The sequence below is a fragment of the Klebsiella oxytoca NBRC 105695 genome, from assembly GCF_001598695.1.
Classification (GTDB): Bacteria; Pseudomonadota; Gammaproteobacteria; order Enterobacterales; family Enterobacteriaceae; genus Klebsiella; species Klebsiella oxytoca.
The window spans coordinates 300,089-316,147 of the sequence record NZ_BCZK01000001.1; the positions used below are offsets into that span (position 1 = coordinate 300,089).

14 protein-coding genes are annotated in these 16,059 nt (G+C 54.1%); 4 read left to right on the plus strand and 10 right to left on the minus strand.

Going from position 1 to position 16,059, the window contains the following annotated elements:
* Positions 1-160 precede the first annotated feature (160 nt).
* Positions 161-1,216, minus strand: coding sequence for a porin (locus KO1_RS01240; protein WP_064406816.1), 1,056 nt, complete (start codon positions 1,214-1,216; stop codon positions 161-163).
* A gap of 637 nt (positions 1,217-1,853) precedes the next feature.
* Between KO1_RS01240 and drpB the strand changes: the two genes are divergently transcribed.
* The 3 genes from drpB to KO1_RS01260 are packed head-to-tail and all read left to right on the plus strand — an operon-like array spanning position 1,854 to position 4,357.
* Entirely contained in the window at positions 1,854-2,135 is a 282-nt protein-coding gene (gene drpB / locus KO1_RS01250; protein ID WP_024274418.1) for a cell division protein DrpB, read from the plus strand.
* A 42-nt stretch (positions 2,136-2,177) separates the two neighbouring features.
* On the plus strand, positions 2,178-2,873 hold the full coding sequence (locus KO1_RS01255) for a phosphohydrolase (RefSeq protein ID WP_004103507.1): 696 nt from the start codon (positions 2,178-2,180) through the stop codon (positions 2,871-2,873).
* A 56-nt stretch (positions 2,874-2,929) separates the two neighbouring features.
* Entirely contained in the window at positions 2,930-4,357 is a 1,428-nt protein-coding gene (locus KO1_RS01260) for a DNA cytosine methyltransferase (protein ID WP_024274417.1), read from the plus strand.
* A 47-nt stretch (positions 4,358-4,404) separates the two neighbouring features.
* On the opposite strand, the gene KO1_RS01265 is transcribed toward KO1_RS01260, so the two are convergent.
* From KO1_RS01265 to ilvD, 6 genes are all read right to left on the minus strand, one after another.
* Complete coding sequence (locus tag KO1_RS01265) at positions 4,405-5,928, minus strand: UxaA family hydrolase (RefSeq protein ID WP_004103505.1); 1,524 nt, start codon at positions 5,926-5,928, stop codon at positions 4,405-4,407.
* 63 nt (positions 5,929-5,991) lie between these two features.
* Positions 5,992-7,341 (minus strand): MFS transporter, encoded by a 1,350-nt coding sequence (locus KO1_RS01270; protein WP_004103504.1) that lies wholly within the window; start codon positions 7,339-7,341, stop codon positions 5,992-5,994.
* 57 nt (positions 7,342-7,398) lie between these two features.
* Entirely contained in the window at positions 7,399-8,160 is a 762-nt protein-coding gene (locus KO1_RS01275; protein WP_004103500.1) for an HpcH/HpaI aldolase family protein, read from the minus strand.
* Between the two features lies 1 nt (position 8,161).
* Positions 8,162-9,058: an NAD(P)-dependent oxidoreductase gene (locus KO1_RS01280; protein ID WP_004103498.1), complete on the minus strand. Its 897-nt coding sequence runs from the start codon at positions 9,056-9,058 to the stop codon at positions 8,162-8,164.
* 10 nt (positions 9,059-9,068) lie between these two features.
* Positions 9,069-10,373 (minus strand): FAD-dependent oxidoreductase, encoded by a 1,305-nt coding sequence (locus KO1_RS01285; protein WP_024274416.1) that lies wholly within the window; start codon positions 10,371-10,373, stop codon positions 9,069-9,071.
* Positions 10,374-10,425: 52 nt separating this feature from the next.
* Complete coding sequence (gene ilvD, locus KO1_RS01290) at positions 10,426-12,138, minus strand: dihydroxy-acid dehydratase (RefSeq protein WP_024274415.1); 1,713 nt, start codon at positions 12,136-12,138, stop codon at positions 10,426-10,428.
* 272 nt (positions 12,139-12,410) lie between these two features.
* Here ilvD and KO1_RS01295 point away from each other — a divergent pair, with 272 nt between their 5' ends.
* A complete protein-coding gene (locus tag KO1_RS01295) occupies positions 12,411-13,124 on the plus strand; it encodes a FadR/GntR family transcriptional regulator (RefSeq protein ID WP_004103492.1) in 714 nt (237 codons plus the stop codon).
* A gap of 200 nt (positions 13,125-13,324) precedes the next feature.
* On the opposite strand, the gene KO1_RS01300 is transcribed toward KO1_RS01295, so the two are convergent.
* Genes KO1_RS01300 through KO1_RS01310 form a run of 3 tightly spaced genes read right to left on the minus strand, consistent with a single transcriptional unit; the run spans position 13,325 to position 16,057 of the window.
* Positions 13,325-14,044: a dienelactone hydrolase family protein gene (locus KO1_RS01300; RefSeq protein WP_049095666.1), complete on the minus strand. Its 720-nt coding sequence runs from the start codon at positions 14,042-14,044 to the stop codon at positions 13,325-13,327.
* 3 nt (positions 14,045-14,047) lie between these two features.
* The gene (locus KO1_RS01305; protein WP_029779349.1) at positions 14,048-15,166 is read right to left on the minus strand and encodes a mandelate racemase/muconate lactonizing enzyme family protein; all 1,119 of its coding nucleotides are present in this window, start codon (positions 15,164-15,166) and stop codon (positions 14,048-14,050) included.
* A 9-nt stretch (positions 15,167-15,175) separates the two neighbouring features.
* Positions 15,176-16,057: a D-hexose-6-phosphate mutarotase gene (locus KO1_RS01310; protein ID WP_004103486.1), complete on the minus strand. Its 882-nt coding sequence runs from the start codon at positions 16,055-16,057 to the stop codon at positions 15,176-15,178.
* Positions 16,058-16,059: the final 2 nt, after the last annotated feature.

The following is a 16,059-nucleotide window of genomic DNA, read 5'->3' on the forward strand; positions in this document are numbered from 1 at the left end:
TACAATCATCATCTTCCTGGTTTACTGCTCTGGCAATCGTTAGAGATCGCAACATTGTGTGTTTGACTCGTCGCGATGCCAACGGTTTACAGATGAGGTTCGCCGTTAAAAAACAAAAAACCCGCACGAGGCGGGCTTGAGATAAATGCACTAAACAATCTTAGAACTGGTAGGTGATACCTACAGCGAACTGATCGTCAGTTGATGCGCCAGTGATATAAGAATCTTCGTCATCCACCAGGTTGAATTTGTATGCGGTGTAAACGTTGAAGTTCTTGTTGAAGTAGTACCAGGTACCCAGTTCAACGTAGTTCATGATATCGGCATCACGGTTACCGTTCAGGTCTTTGCCTTTGGCATAGACGTAGCCCAGGGACGGACGCAGGCCGAAGTCAAACTGATACTGAACAACGGCTTCAATATTCTGAGTCTTGTTAGCAAAGCCACCATACTCCATGTGAGTCATGTTATGGGACTCACCGTACATGACAGATGCGTAGACGTTATTAGCATCATATTTAGTGGCGAGGCTCCAGACTTCAGCGTTTTCGCCTCTGCGGTCCGCAGCCTGTTCATCAGTACGGTCAGAGTTGCTGTATGCGCCAACGAAACCGAAGCCGTCGATGTTATAGTTAACGGAGAAACCGAAGCCGTCGCCGTTGGCTTTAGCGCGGTCAGTGTCGTTGTTTTTACCCTGATACTGCAGAGCAAAGTTCAGGCCATCTACCATGCCGAAGAAATCGGTGTTGCGGTAGGTTGCTACGCCGTTGGTACGACCGGTCATAAAGTTGTCGGTATAAACCAGACCATCGCCACCCCATTCAACCAGCATGTCGGTGTAACCTGCCGCGTCATAAACCACGCCATAGTTACGACCATAGTCAAATGAGCCGTAGTCGCTGAATTTCAGACCAGCAAACGCCAGACGGGTATCATCAGCCTGCTGGCCTTCTGGTTTGTCTGCTTTGATATTGTATTCAAACTGGCCGTAACCGGTCAGTTCGCTGCTGATCTGGGTTTCGCCTTTAATACCGAAACGCGCATAGGAGGTATCGTCGGAGTTGTTGTTGTCGCCATTATGGGTCATGATGTGCTCGCCAACCATTTTGCCGTAGAAATCGAGTTTGTTGCCGTTCTTATTATAGATTTCTGCTGCATTAGCCGCGCCAGCGACTAATAAAGCTGGAACCAGAATTGCCAGTACTTTTCTTTTCATTATATATTCCCTTTTAATCATAATTAATATGAATTGTGTCACTCCCTCCGGGTTGACTATTTGATACTAGCGATTAAGTTCATTTTTCTTTAAGTGAAATATGTAAGTAAATTATATCTAATATTACAAAATATTTCTGTTATATTCATTATATTTAAATTATATCATTTTGTGATGACTTATATTTTGTTTTTATGCTTACCAATAACAAGAGGTTATGTGTTTAATCTGGCTTATTCTTGTTACAAATAAGTTTCATGAGGGCTATGATTGTTTTTTTTGTATTTATATATTTAATGTATTATTTAAATGACTCGCAAGGAGCAATTTCGTGCAACGAGAAGGCGTTTTCATGTACGCGGTTTAATAAAATTAAATATTGTAAATGCAATGCTGATGCCGGCAAAAATGACCGCGAGAATATATTTTTTATCATTATTTTGTATTATTTCAACAGGCAACAAATTGATTAAGTATATATAGCGGCCCCTTGATATTGAACAAAACTCGCGCACTCGGGCGTCCCGGTCAGTAAGATCTGCTACCTTGCAAGAATTTTCATTATATAATGTGATGAGTATCACTATTTTTCACTGCGTCCGTGATGTTGGTTGTTGAATATATGGAGAACAAATTAATGGAAGAGAAAGCGAAAAGAAGCCCTGGCGGGAAGCTGGCACTATGGGCGTTTTACGCTTTTTGCGGCTATTTCCTGTGGGCGATGGCGCGTTACTGGTGGGTTGTCGGGCAGATCCAAAGCGTACCCGGCGCGACGATTGACGGTGAGCTCGGTTCAACGACAGGGAAATGGATCGGCGCGCTGCTGGGATTTCTGGTATTGGGCATTGTCGGCGCTATTCTCGGCGCAATTGCCTGGTATACGCGTCCTGACCCGCAGATGCATGAACATCACGAATAAAGTTGCTATGCTCGTTGCTGACCTGATCTCAAAGGAGCGCGCATGGATCTTTATCAATGGCAGCAACGATTTGAAGCCTGGCTAAGTGAACATCACTCGCAAGGGGATGCCGCTCACGATATTTCACACTTCCGCCGGGTATGGGCCACCGCGCAGCAGCTGGCCGAAGAGAGTGATGCTGATCGGCTGGTGATCCTCACCGCCTGCTATTTTCACGATATTGTCAGCCTGGCGAAGAACCATCCTGAGCGTAGCCGCTCTTCGGCGATGGCTGCGGAACAAACGCTGACTATCCTGCAGTCAGATTTTCCCGATTTTCCGCCGGAGCGCTACGCGGCGGTTCTGCACGCCATCGAAGCGCATAGTTTTAGCGCGGGGATGGCTCCCCGCAGTGAAGAAGCGAAAATTGTCCAGGATGCCGATCGGCTGGAGGCTTTGGGGGCGATTGGCCTGGCGCGCGTATTCGCGGTATCCGGTGCGCTGAACAATATCTTGTTTGATGCCGACGATCCCTTTGCCGATCGGCGTGAACTGGATGATAAAAAATACGCGCTGGATCACTTCCAGTGCAAGCTGCTGCGTTTACCGGAAACGATGCAGACAGAAAAGGGTAGGGCGATGGCGCTGCACAATGCGCGCTTTCTGGTTCAGTATATGGCTAAGCTCAGCGCCGAACTTCGCGGAGACCCGATGTCCCTTGATGACAAGGTTTTGCAGCGCTTTGATCCACTAGCATAAAACTGCCCGCGCTATTTATGGTAACCTCTGCAAAAATAGTCGGGCTGGTTGAGGTTATGGCGCAAAATTTATCCAAGGAAAATCCCCCGTCTTTTAAGGTTGAGCATACCGAAGAAGACGCGCAGACGTTATTGCGCCAGCTAATGGCAATTTATGACGTTAAAACGCTGGTGGCGCAGCTGGTTGCCGTCGGTGAGCAGCACTGGAGCCCGGCTATCCTCAAGCGCGTTGCGACGGTATCGCGCGCGGCAGGGCGCATAAGCGCGCAGGAGCAGGCACATCTTCGTTCGCTCCTGCCGCAGCCTCCAGCTCATCATCCCCACTATGGATTCCGCTTCGTCGACCTGTTCGCCGGCATCGGTGGTATTCGTCACGGTTTTGAGGCGATTGGCGGGCAATGCGTGTTTACCAGCGAATGGAATAAACATGCGGTGCGCACCTATAAAGCCAACTGGTACTGCGATCCTGAGCAGCATCGCTTTAATGAAGATATCCGCGACGTCACGCTGAGCCATCTCCCTGAGGTGAGCGATGAAGAAGCCGCGCAGCATATACGCCAGGCAATCCCGCAGCATGACGTACTGCTGGCCGGCTTCCCCTGCCAGCCTTTTTCACTGGCCGGCGTCTCAAAGAAAAATGCCCTTGGACGCGCTCATGGTTTTGCCTGTGAAACCCAGGGAACGCTGTTCTTTGACGTGGTAAGGATCATCACCGCCCGCCAGCCGCCAATTTTTGTGCTGGAGAACGTCAAAAACCTGAAGAGCCACGACAAGGGGCGGACCTTTCGTATCATTATGCAGACGCTGGATGAGCTGGGTTACGAGGTTGCCGATGCGGCGCATACCGGAGCGGACGATCCTAAGGTGATTGATGGACGCCATTTTTTACCTCAGCATCGGGAACGGATTGTGCTGGTGGGTTTCCGGCGTGACCTCCAGCTCCATGAGGGGTTTACCCTGCGCGATATTGCCCACCTCTATCCTGCCAGCAGACCTACTTTTGGCGAGCTGCTGGAACCCACGGTTGACGACAAGTTTATCCTCACCAGGGTGCTGTGGAAGTATCTCTATCGCTATGCGCGTAAGCATCAGGAGCGAGGGAACGGTTTTGGCTACGGGCTGGTTGATCCAACGAATCCGCACAGCGTGGCGCGTACGCTCTCTGCCCGCTATTACAAAGATGGCGCAGAAATCCTCATCGATCGCGGCTGGGATCGGCTATTAGGCGAAAAATATTTTGATGACCCGGAGAATCAGCTGCGTCGTCCGCGCAGGCTGACGCCGCGGGAGTGCGCGCGTCTGATGGGTTTCGAGACGCCGCAGGGGTATCGTTTTCGTATCCCGGTCTCGGACACTCAGGCCTATCGCCAGTTCGGCAACTCGGTCGTGGTGCCGGTATTTGCTGCGGTAGCGAAGCTGCTGGCACCGCGAATCGAAAAAGCGGTAGCCATGCGTGAATCGGCTGAGTTCAGCGAAAGCCATTGATAGCAGAACGGCATGGTTCAACCATGCCGTATATCAGTGTTAAACTCTTACGCCAGTACCCCAATCGGCCAGGGAACAAACTCGTTTTCCCCTAATCCCAGCGCTTCACTCTTACTTTGCTCACCGGAGGCAATGGCGATGATTTTTTCGAAGATCGTCTCCCCCATCTGACGCAGCGTGGCGTCGCCATCGATGACCGCGCCACAGTTGAGATCCATATCTTCCGTCATACGCTGATACATCGGAGTGTTGCTGGCAAGCTTAACTGTCGGTGCGGGCATTGAGCCAAAGCAGGAGCCGCGCCCGGTGGTGAAGGCAATCATGTTGGCCCCGCCAGCAACCTGGCCAGTAGCTGAAACAGGGTCATATCCGGGGGTGTCCATAAAGACCAATCCTTTTTGCGTTACCGGATACGCATAGCGGTACACCTCCATTAGCGGAGAGTTACCGCCTTTTTTAGCCCCGCCCAGTGATTTCTCTAGCACGTTTGCCAGTCCGCCTGCGTTATTGCCAGGGCTAACCCGGCCGTTGATCTGGCAATCGCGTCCTTTATTATATTCCAGCCACCAGTTGATGCAGTCGACGAGTTTTTGTCCCACTTCGGGGGTGACGGCGCGCGCGGTGAGAGTGTGCTCAACTCCGAAAATTTCAGTGGTTTCCGAGAGAATCGCGGTTCCGCCTTGTTCGACCAGTAGATCCATCGCCACGCCCAGCGCCGGGTTGGCGGAAAGCCCGGAGAAACCGTCGGAGCCACCGCACTGTAGCCCGATGGTCAGATGCTCAACGGAGACCGGCTGGCGTTTGATTGTATTAGCTTGCGGCAGCATGGATTCGATAATAGCGATACCTTCATCAATGGTTTTCCGCGTTCCTCCGGTATCCTGAATCACCAGTTTGCGCAGCATGGGAGACTCTTCAAGACCCATTTGTTCAAAGAAACCGTGGATGTTGTTGCGCTCGCAGCCCAGCGCCACAACCAGCGCGCCAGCGGTATTAGGGTTGTTGATATAACCTGCTAATGTGCGGCGCAGTAGATCCATGGGTTCCCCGCTCATCTCCATGCCGCAGCCCAGTTCATGAACATAGGGCACGACGTTGTCAACGTTTGGCCATGCTTGCAGGCGTTCTTCAGTAAAGTGAGCGGCTATTTTACGCGCCACCGTCGCGCCGCAGTTTCCAACCACGAACACGCCGAGAATATTACGCGTCCCGACTCGACCATCTTCACGCACGTAGCCGTTGAAGGTCCGTCGCTGATCTGGCGGAACGGTTTGTACCGGGCGATAGTCGCGACTAAAGGCGTAGTCACGCTGAAAATCTTCAAACACGATGTTGTGGCTATGTAGCCATGTGCCTGGCGGGAGGTCCTCAGGCGCGAAGCCGATGACCGTGTTGTACTTGAGGATCGGTTCGTCTTTTTTAATAAGTCTTGTTGCTACCTTGTGCCCCAGCGGAACATCCTGCAGCGTGGTTATATTCTCGCCAGCGATCGGGGTACCGGAGGCGATGGCGACCCGGGCGACCACGACGTTGTCTTTTTCATCAAGACGGATAACCGGAGATTTTGTCATAACATTGCTTCCTTATTTATTTCTTTAGTTTCTGCCCGCTTGCCGGCGGAAAGAATTTAGGTTTCAGGCTTCACGTTTTTGCATGGAGGCAGCGTCATCACGTGGAGCAATTTTCAGGCGCTCAATCTTACCGACGATGAACCAGTAGCTGCAGACGGCGATAATCCCGTGGGTCCCAACGAAGACCAGCGCGTTGGCGAAAGAGCCTGTTTCTTGCAGGATGTAGCCGATCACCACCGGCGTGACGATGCCCGCGATGTTACCCAGCGAGTTGAACAGGCCGCCGGTGGTACCGATGATCTCTTTCGGCGCGGTATCCGCGACCACCGCCCAGCCCAGGGAGCCAAAGCCTTTGCCGAAGAACGCGGCGCTCATCAGGAACATCACCAGCGCTTCTGAACCTACGTAGTTGCAAAGGATCATACTGGCGCTCATGGTCAGACCGATGGTGATCGGGACCTTACGTGCCAGGCTCAGATTGTTGGTTTTACGCAGCAGCCAGTCGGAGAAAAAACCGCTCATAATGCCGCCCACCAGCCCGCAAATTGCCGGGACAGAGGCCATAAAACCGGCCTGAAGAATTGACATCCCGCGCTCTTTCACCAGATAAATCGGGAACCAGGTCATAAAGAACCAGGTAATCGCGGAGATGCAGTACTGGCCGATGAAAATTCCGATCAGCATCCGGCTTTTGAACAGCTGGCCGATCTCCTGCCAGCCTGCGCGCTTGCGTTCGCCTTTTACGCTTGCAACGGTGTCCAGTTCAACCAGTGCGCCGCCTTCCTTCAGGTACTCCATCTCTTCGTTATTGATTCCTGGATGCCTGGTCGGGACGTAAAAGAATTTAGACCAGCAGAAAGCGATGATGATGCCGATGACGCCCATGACGATAAATACGTGATCCCAGCCGAAGGCGTGGCATAGCCAGGCCATCAGCGGAGTGAATATCGCCAGTGAAGCGTACTGCGCGCTGTTAAAGATGGCGCCGGCAACGCCGCGTTCTTGCGAGGGAAACCAGGCCGCGATGATACGACCGGCTGAGGGGCCAACTGGCGATTCGCATACGCCGAGCAAGAAGCGCAGGATTAGCAGGGCCGGGACAACAAAAGTGATGTAGCTGACTAGTCCCATAAATACTGTCATCACTGACCACAGCAGGATCCCGAGAAACATGGCCCGTTTGGAGCCAACTTTATCGGCCACCCAGCCCGCAGGCGTCATACTGATGACGTACGCCCAACTGAACGCGGAGAAGAGATAACCAATTTCAACGGCGGTAATACCGAGCTCTTTTTGCATCTCCGGCCCGGCAACGGAGAGCGTGGCGCGATCCCCGGTTGCCAGCGTTAAGACAAGGGTTATCATAAATAAGATGTAATATCGGGCGTGCGTTTTCTTGCCTGCAATGCTCATTGTGCATTCTCCCGTTCCGGCAGCTAACGCCGGAAAAGTTTGTAGGGTAGAGAGTGGTTATTGGTTTTTTATTTGTAAGTAGTGTCTTGCGCCGCTCACCAGATGTGGGGTGAGCGCAGTCACCAGATAATGAGCGCCCCAGCTTATCGCCTCAGCCGCGCGCTCCGGAGTTCCCACGTAGGTTCCGGCAATATTGCCGCTGGCGGCGATTTTGCGAATACAGCGCTCTATGGTTGCCAGCACATCGGGATGGTTGAGATCGTGTCCATAACCCATCGAAACGGCCAAATCCCCCGGCCCGATGAAGTAGACGTCGGCCAGCCCGGTGGCGAGGATCTCATCCAGGTTTTCTACCGCTTCTATTGTTTCAATATGTACCGATAGTATCCGCGAGGCGTTGGCTTCAGCCAGATAACGCGCTTTATCAGCGCACATTCCGTAGCTGGCTGCGCGCGGCAGGAAGGCAACTCCGCGTTCGCCCTGCGGGGGAAACAGCGTGGGCAGGGCGGCGGCGCGGGCATCTTCTACAGTATTGACCAGCGGTACCTGTACGCCATCGGCGCCGAAATCCAGCGCTTTGCGCATATATTCAGCCCGGTTGTATGGGACGCGCACCAGGCACGGCACCTGCTGACAATGAGAGGCGCGCACCATATCTTCCACCGTTTCCGGGTTCATATTGCCGTGCTCGTTATCGATAAGCACAAAATCAAATCCGATGGCAGCGGTAAATTCAGTTATTGCTGCTGAAGGGAAGGTAACAAAGCAGCCGTGTAACGGCCCGTCGCGGAGCCGTTGTTTCAAATCGGGAAAACGCATGTTAGCTCCTTGCTTTGACCTGGATGCCGGAGAGCTGCTCAAACACTTTTATGATGTTGGAGTGATCTTCGTTGCCAACGCCCTGCGCTATGCAGGTTTTATATAATTCGCGCACCAGGCTGGCGATTGGCATGGGGGAGTCAATACCCTGGCTGAGCTCCATTGCCAGATTGAGATCTTTGTACTGCAGACGAGTCATAAATCCGGGCTCGAAGTTACGCTCCAGCAGCAGGCTACCGCGAATATCCAGCGCGCCACAGCGGGCGTATCCGGCGGAGAGCACCTCGACGATTTTGGCCGGATCGACGCCAGCCTTTGCCCCCATCACCAGCGATTCCCCCAGCGCAGCCATAGTGGCGGCGGCCAGAACCTGGTTACAGGATTTCACCACCTGGCCTGCGCCGTTGTCGCCGACATGAGTGACGCGGCAGCCAAGCACTTCGAGTACCGGTTTACAGCGTTCAAAGACTTCGGTTTCGCCGCCCACCATAATTGACAGCGTACCGCCTTTCGCGCCTTTATCACCGCCGCTTACCGGGGCATCAAGCATTCGTGCTCCCAGCGACTTGATGGTGTCAGCAAATTGCTTTGTCGCCAGCGAAGAGATGGTGCTCATATCGATAACGACTTTACCTTCACGCAGCGCTGGTGCCAGGCCATTTTCACCGAACAGGACATCTTCCACCTGCGGCGTATTCGGTACCATGGTGATGGTGATATCTGCCGCTTCGGCGACCGCACGAGCGGATGCCTGACCGATAGCGCCATCACGGGCAATCTCTTCCACATCCTGCGCCACGATGCTGTAAATATGGACGCTGTAACCTGCTTTCAGCAGATTGCGTACCATCGGTTTGCCCATAATGCCCAGACCAATAAAGCCTAAAACTGGTTTCATCTGTATCACCTTAATAAGTTTGGTATTCAATAATGCTGCGCAGCTCCGCAACATCGATATCTGCGAATGCGCACCCTTCGCGATGGCTTAACCAGGCGGCCGTTCCGGCTGCGAAGCCCGTCAAAAAGCATTGCGCGGTGACGCGGGCCGAGGCCAACGCCTCATGCTCGGCGCTCAGCGTACGGCCTGCTGTAATCAGGTTGGGAACGTTTTCTGGCACCAATGTGTCGTACGGAATGTCGTACCAATCATTGTCGAGGTAGAACATAAAGATGCCGTCCTGGCCGTGTGCTTCGATGCACCAGGCGCTGCTGGCAACTTTGCGTTCGCTTTTGCGCGCCTGGAAAACATCGTCGTTGGTCAGGCGGTAGCGACCTGCAATGGTCCGACTCTGGCGGATGCCAATTTGCGCCGCGACATCGTTCAGGCGCGCCTGCTCGAATCCAGGAACCCAGGCGCGCAGGAAACGCTCGTATTCGCGTACCTGTTTGCGTCCCTTCAGTTCGGCAAACGTCAGATCCTCTGCGCAGGTGGCGTCAATCGGTCTGCCATCGTCGCGCAAAATGCTGGTGACGTTGCACATCACTTCGTCGGGGCGAGGTGAGGGCAGCAGATAGATATGCTTGCGCGGCAGGTGATATCCCTGTGCCTGCGCAGCTTCAACCCAGGCCTCCAGTTGGGCGACCGGGTGGCCAATGCCGCGTTCGATATCGACATTGCTCATACGAAACACCATGGTCGGATACTGGACCATACCGTTGCGCCCGCAGGTGTACGGGACGCCCGCTTTGACGCAGAGATCGCCATCGCCGGAGGCATCGATAAAGCGGCGGGCGGTTATTAACTGGCGTCCGCTTTTGTTCTCAATAATCACACCGAGCAGCTGATTGCCATCCATTACTACGTCAGTGGCAAGGGTGTGGAACAGCACCCGTGCGCCGCTGTCGGAGAGTAAATCGTCGGCCACCTCTTTCCAGGTGTGCGGCTCATGGACGACCAGCCGCGTTTCGCCAAACGGGAACGGTTCGCTGACGGCACCCCGGTGTTTCAGATGCTGGTAAAATTCACCGGCAAAACCGTGCACCAGCTGCTTATGGGGGCCTTTGCCGGAGGTAAACAGGCCGCAAATCGCGCCCGACATACCCGCTGTCGCCATACCACCGCAAAAACCGTAGCGTTCAATCAGCAGGGTATTTTCCCCAGCTCGCGCAGCGGCGGTGGCTGCCGCAACACCGGTTGGACCACCACCCACTACCAGAACATCAACGTCGTAGGTGACGGGGATCTTGTTGGCGACTTCGTGCCAGGTTTGCATGACGTGCCTCCTCTGTCATGAGGGTGAGACAGTCACCCTCATAATTTAATGATTAGTCGATATTTTTCGCGTGGATGCGTCGTTTCCCCAGCACTGCGCCCTGCGCAATCGGCTGGACCAGTTGGGCATATTGCGACAGATAGGTGCCGCTTCCGCCGCCCAGCGGCAGAGGTTTGGGCTGCCGTTGCGCCAGACGGGCATCAATCACTTCCTGCGGAACATCCATATTGATGCTGAGGTCGGTGAAGTTGATATGTACGGTTTCGCCTTGTTCTATCACCGCCAGGGGCCCGCCTGCGGCGGCTTCAGGCATTAGTTGGCCAACGATAATTCCGCGATTCAGGCCCGAGAGTTCACCATCGGTGATCACCGCTACGTGCGCCGCGATTCCCGCGCCGTTGAGGGCTGCTACAAAGCTACAGGCAAACACCGTACCGGGGCCGCCAGCTGGACCCATATTGCGCAGAACAATCACGTCGCCTTTCTGTATTTTCCCTTCGCTCAACGCTTCAATGGCTTCGTCTTCACCTTCGTAGATATTGGCTGGACCGGTAAATTGTTCCAGCTCTCCCGGTACGGCGGAGAGCTTAACAATCGCGCCGTCCGGAGCGAGGTTGCCGCGCAGGATGGCGACGCCAGGGCGCTGGCTGACCGGGTTATCCAGCGTGCGGATCACCTCGTGATTTTTTACTACCGCGTCTTTAATGTTTTCACCGACGGTTTTTTGCGTGACCGTTAGTGCATCCAGATTGAGGAAGTCGCGCAGCTGATTCATCACCGCCGTAGTGCCGCCCGCCGCTTCCAGATCTTCAGTGCGGAAGGGACCGTTAGGGCGAACAGAGGTCAGCAACTTGATGTCTTTTCCGTATTTTTCATACAGGCTGACCACATCGATGGGGAGTTCCGCCTCGGTGGCAACCGCAGAAAGGTGGCGAACAGTATTGACTGAACCGCCGACCGCCAGCACGGTCATCACTGCGTTCTGAATCGCTTTTTCGGTAAGGATGTCGCGCGGCAAAACCTGTTGCTGAGTGAGTTCGACGATCCGCTTCCCGGCGGCCTGGGCGTACTCTTTTACCTTACGACCGTTGGCCCAGATCGGTGAGTTGCCCGGCAGCGTCATGCCTAATGCTTCGGCGACGATATGCATGGAGTTAGCGGTACCCAAACCGGCGCAGACGCCCGGCGACTGGATTGCGACATCGGTCATGTCGGTCAGTTCTTTTTCGCTGATGGCACCTGTTGCCAGCGCGCCAACCTGCTCGTAAACGTCATCAATATCGAAGAACTGATCGTCGAATTTTTCATTTGAACACTTGCCGCCCACCTGATAACCGCAGGTCAGCAGCAGGGAAGGGACATTCAGCCGCGCCGCCGACATCAGATGCGCTGGCGTGGTTTTATCGCAGGAGGAGAGGCAGATCATCCCGTCCAGCACCGCGCCTTCCATCATGCATTCCACTTCATTGACCATCAGGTCGCGGGTCGGCATCAGATAACGCGCTTTTTTCCCGGCGCTGGTGACGAAGTCGCTGGGGGCGACGGTGCGCACTTCAAACGGTAGTCCGCCCGCATCGCGGATTGCCTGCTCGACGATCCGGCACAGTTCATCCAGATGGACATAGCAGCAGGAGAGTTTGTTAGAGGTATTAATGATCGCGATCTTCGGTTTATACATGTCTTCTTCGCGGATCCCCATGCTGCGCCATTGCGCACGACGTACTGCCCAGCGGGTGGATCCCGGCTTGAAATTGCTTCTGTACATCTTGAATTCCTTTATCGGGTTGTGGTTTTACGATCCGAAATATCCTCTGTTTGGGTTGGTTGTCCAACCAATTTTTAAGGGAAATGTAATTAAGATCACATAACGGAGGATTTTTAGACGTTTTTGCCCATGAAGATGGAAAAATAGCGCACCTGGCAGTCAATAGTGGTACAGTGGTCCATCCAATTTATGATTGCAGTGATTGATGGCGACGCCGCGCAGGGAAAATAACCGCTTGTAAGCGCGAAACGTCGTTGGGAAGAGGTAACGGTATGCCGGACAAGAATAAATTTACGATGATCCCTATTAAGCGCACGGATGTTTTTCAGACGATCATTCAACACATTACAAATCTGCTCGACAGTAAGCAGATCAAACCCGGCGAGCGGCTGCCCTCGGAGCGCGAGCTTGCCGAGATGCTCAACGTCAGTCGCACGTCGGTGCGCCAGGCGCTGAAGGTGCTTGAATCCTCCGGGCGTATTGAGACTCGTGTGGGGAGCGGAACCTTCTTAACCGAGCCACCGGCGGTGTCGCTTAGCGATACTCATAGCCTGTCGAAGCTGATTGAAGGCGGGGTAACGAAAGAGTTTCTGCGCAATCTTATCGTGGCGCGGACCTCTATTGAACGAGCCATCTTTGAAGACTACGCCTGGCGCGCTAATAAAACGGGGATTAATCAACTGCGGGAGCTTATCGAGTTTAACCGGGAAAAGTTTTCGCGTCAGGATTGTGATGACGATGATAGCGCGCTGGATCTGAGCTTCGAGAAAAAAGTGGCGCAGCTCGGCGGTAACCCTATTTTGATCAACATGCAGGAACAGATCCATCATCTTTGGGTACTGGCGTGGAAACAGTATGGTTTTACTCCAGAGCAGACTCAGGTGCTGCATGAAGAACACTTAGGCATTCTGGATGCGCTGGCGGCGAAAAACTCGCAGCGGGTGGCGGATCTGATTGTGCAGCATGTAGATAAAGAGATTGACTGAGCTGGCCGTCATATGTGATTTTTCCCGGCTCGCGCTGCGCTTAGCCGGGCTACAGGTTCCCACTCGTCTGCGGGCGTGGTTTTTTCCCTGGCTCGCGCTGCGTTTAACAGGGCCACAGCTATCTGTAGATGGGGAGCCCGGGTAAGGCTTTTACGCCGCGACCCGGGGATTCCAGGCATGACTGTACTGAGCTAATGTTGCTAAACCGGCAGAACCCGGTGGAAAAAATCGATGCCCGCCTCAACCGATTGCTGGTTGATTTTATGCCCCGACAGCGGATCGATAAGACAGGTGAGGTCGCCACTGCCGATGGCCTCTCTGAGGTGTTCAGCATATTTAACATCAACAACGGTGTCCTGCTGACCGTGCCAGACAAACAGCGGACGCTGCGCCAGGCGTTCTTCTTTCCCGGCAATGTCATAAGGCGCAATCCCATGCAGGCAGGCTGCCAGCGCGCTGGCCGTTGGGGGATGGATCTCGCTTATTGCCTCGGTAAAATAACCACTTGCCATATAGGCTGCTCCGGCCTGAATTTCCGGATACTGCGCCATCGTCCCCAGTACAGCGAAACCGCCCATCGAAGTGCCCATTACGCCCAGTCGTGAAACATCACCGAGCTTTTCCTGCTGGCAAGCGGCCAGCAGCGCGGGAAATGTCTCTAACGAGTGCTGTAAAATTGACCAGAAAGAGGCGTCGCGAAGCGTAGTATCATCCCTGGCGCTATGCATCATCGCCTGCGGACACACCACGCTGTAGCCCGCCTGCGCCAGCATATATCCCAGATTGGCATCCAGTTCTCTGGATGCCATGAAGCGATGAAACAGAATGATAAGCGGCCTGTCACTGGCTGCGTCATCATCTGCCCGGAACCAAAGTACAGGTGTTTTTACCAGCAGGCGGTCTGAAATAACGATATCCATTGATTATCCCTGTGCAACCAGATGCCGTTCCAGCACATCGAAATCCGGATTAAAACCGAGACCCGGCGCGTTCGGCAGATTCATCACCGGCTGGAAGCGCATAAACGGATGCAGCGTTTGTTCGAACATCAGCCACGGCACTTCCAGCGGAACGGGCTCTGGCATCACGCTGAGCAGGTGAGCGCTGGCGAGCAGGCCAGGGCCGTAGTAAAAACAGTGCGGCAGCAGGCTGACGTTTTCATGCTCGCGCGCGCGTTTGATAATCTCCAGTACGGCGGAAATACCGCCAATTTTGGCTACGCTCGGTTGCAATACATCAACCGCGTCTAAGGCCATACTGAGCGCGAACTCCTCACTGTTATTGAAATTTTCGCCCGCAGCAATGTGCGCACCCGTTGTCTGGCGCAGATAGCGGAGCTGGCTTAAATTTTCCGGCGGAAAGGTGGGCTCTTCCACAAACGCGACGCCAGCCGCCTGCAGCTGCGGCAGGATGTGCTCCGCCTGCGGGACATCCCACGCGCAGTTGGTATCAACCATCAGGGTGATATTATCCGGCAGCGCCCTGGCGACTTCAGCAATTGCCAGGGGATCTCGTTCGTGCAGTTTTATATGTCTGTATCCCTTATGAATTAAAGGGTTAATACAATCCATTAATTTAGCGACATCACCATCGAAGCTGGTCAGGCTGGGATAGAGTTCCACCTGCGCACGGGTACCGCCGAGCAATTGCCACAGCGGCAGGTTCTCTGCTTTAGCGCGCAGATCCCACAAGGCGATATCCAGCGCGGAAAGCGCATACATCATCACCCCGCCGCGACCGTAGCTGTGAAAAGCGTAATGCGCTCTCTGCATTAACGCCGCCGGGTCAGCGCATTCCTCCCCCGTAAAGAAGGGGGCGAGGAGACCGCTGAGCAATGCCATGCTGGCCGGGTTACAGGCGTGGCCAAACGCCTCTCCCCAGCCCGTCAGGCCCGTATCGGTTTCGACTTTCACTAACAGCGAATCCAGCGTAGGATGCAGCGCCCGCGCGGCGTTAAAGCGCCCCTCTTTGTTGGTAGTGCGCGTCAGTGCTGGCGTATAAGGCAAACGGACCAGAAAGCTTTCTATGTTCGTAATACGCATAAAGTGTCCTTAATGATGTGATAGCGCGAACTGCACGCCTATTGACGCCGGATGTTGAGGCGTGCTGACAAGGGGGCTGTCGATAGCCGCCGTTTCAAGACAAACAAAGTTCTGCCAGCCATCGTCCGACATGTCGCTTATCTGTTCTGCCCGCTGCTGCCAGGGATTCCATACCACTACGTTGCTGTTATTAACATGGGTAAGCGTCAAGGTTCTGGCGGGCGTGACAAGTGCAGTTTGTTTTTTTGCCTGAGGGAAGATCGTGCCAAATTCCCCGCTGAGCGACAGGGGGGACGGCAGATTCTGCACGGGTTCCCCGGCGACCGTGTCGTAGCCTTGCATGCCCACGCCATAAATCTGCGTCGCTCGTATATCCGGCGTTGAGAGGTAGCTATGTAGGGCTGCGGTGGCGCTGAAACTCCCGTGGGCAGTGAGCAGCAATTCGCAAACCTCTGCGGTGAAGGTCAGCGTCATCTCCAGTTGAAAAGCGTGATCCCAGAGCTGTCGTGTTTGTGGAGTGTCATTGAGCGTCAACGTCAGCGCGAACGACGTTTTGTTGTTATCAAGCGCCGTCAGTCGCCACGGTAAAATGCGGGCAAAGCCGTGAAACGGTTCGCCGCCGAGATCGGTAAACCACGGCCAGCATACCGGCACGCCGCCGCGAATGGGCACGCCGATTTTAAACGGTGTGCAGTCACTCAACCACAGTACGGGGTATGCCTGTCGGGATGGTTTCCAGGTCAATAAATGCGCGCCCTGAAGCGCAATTGCGGCCTTGCAGAAGGGCGTCTGAATGACCACAACCTCCAGTTCATCCATTTTTCGCCGGGTAATACCGGGACTTAACGTCTCCAGTACCGGCAGGGTAAACAGCTGTTTAATCAGGCTCATTG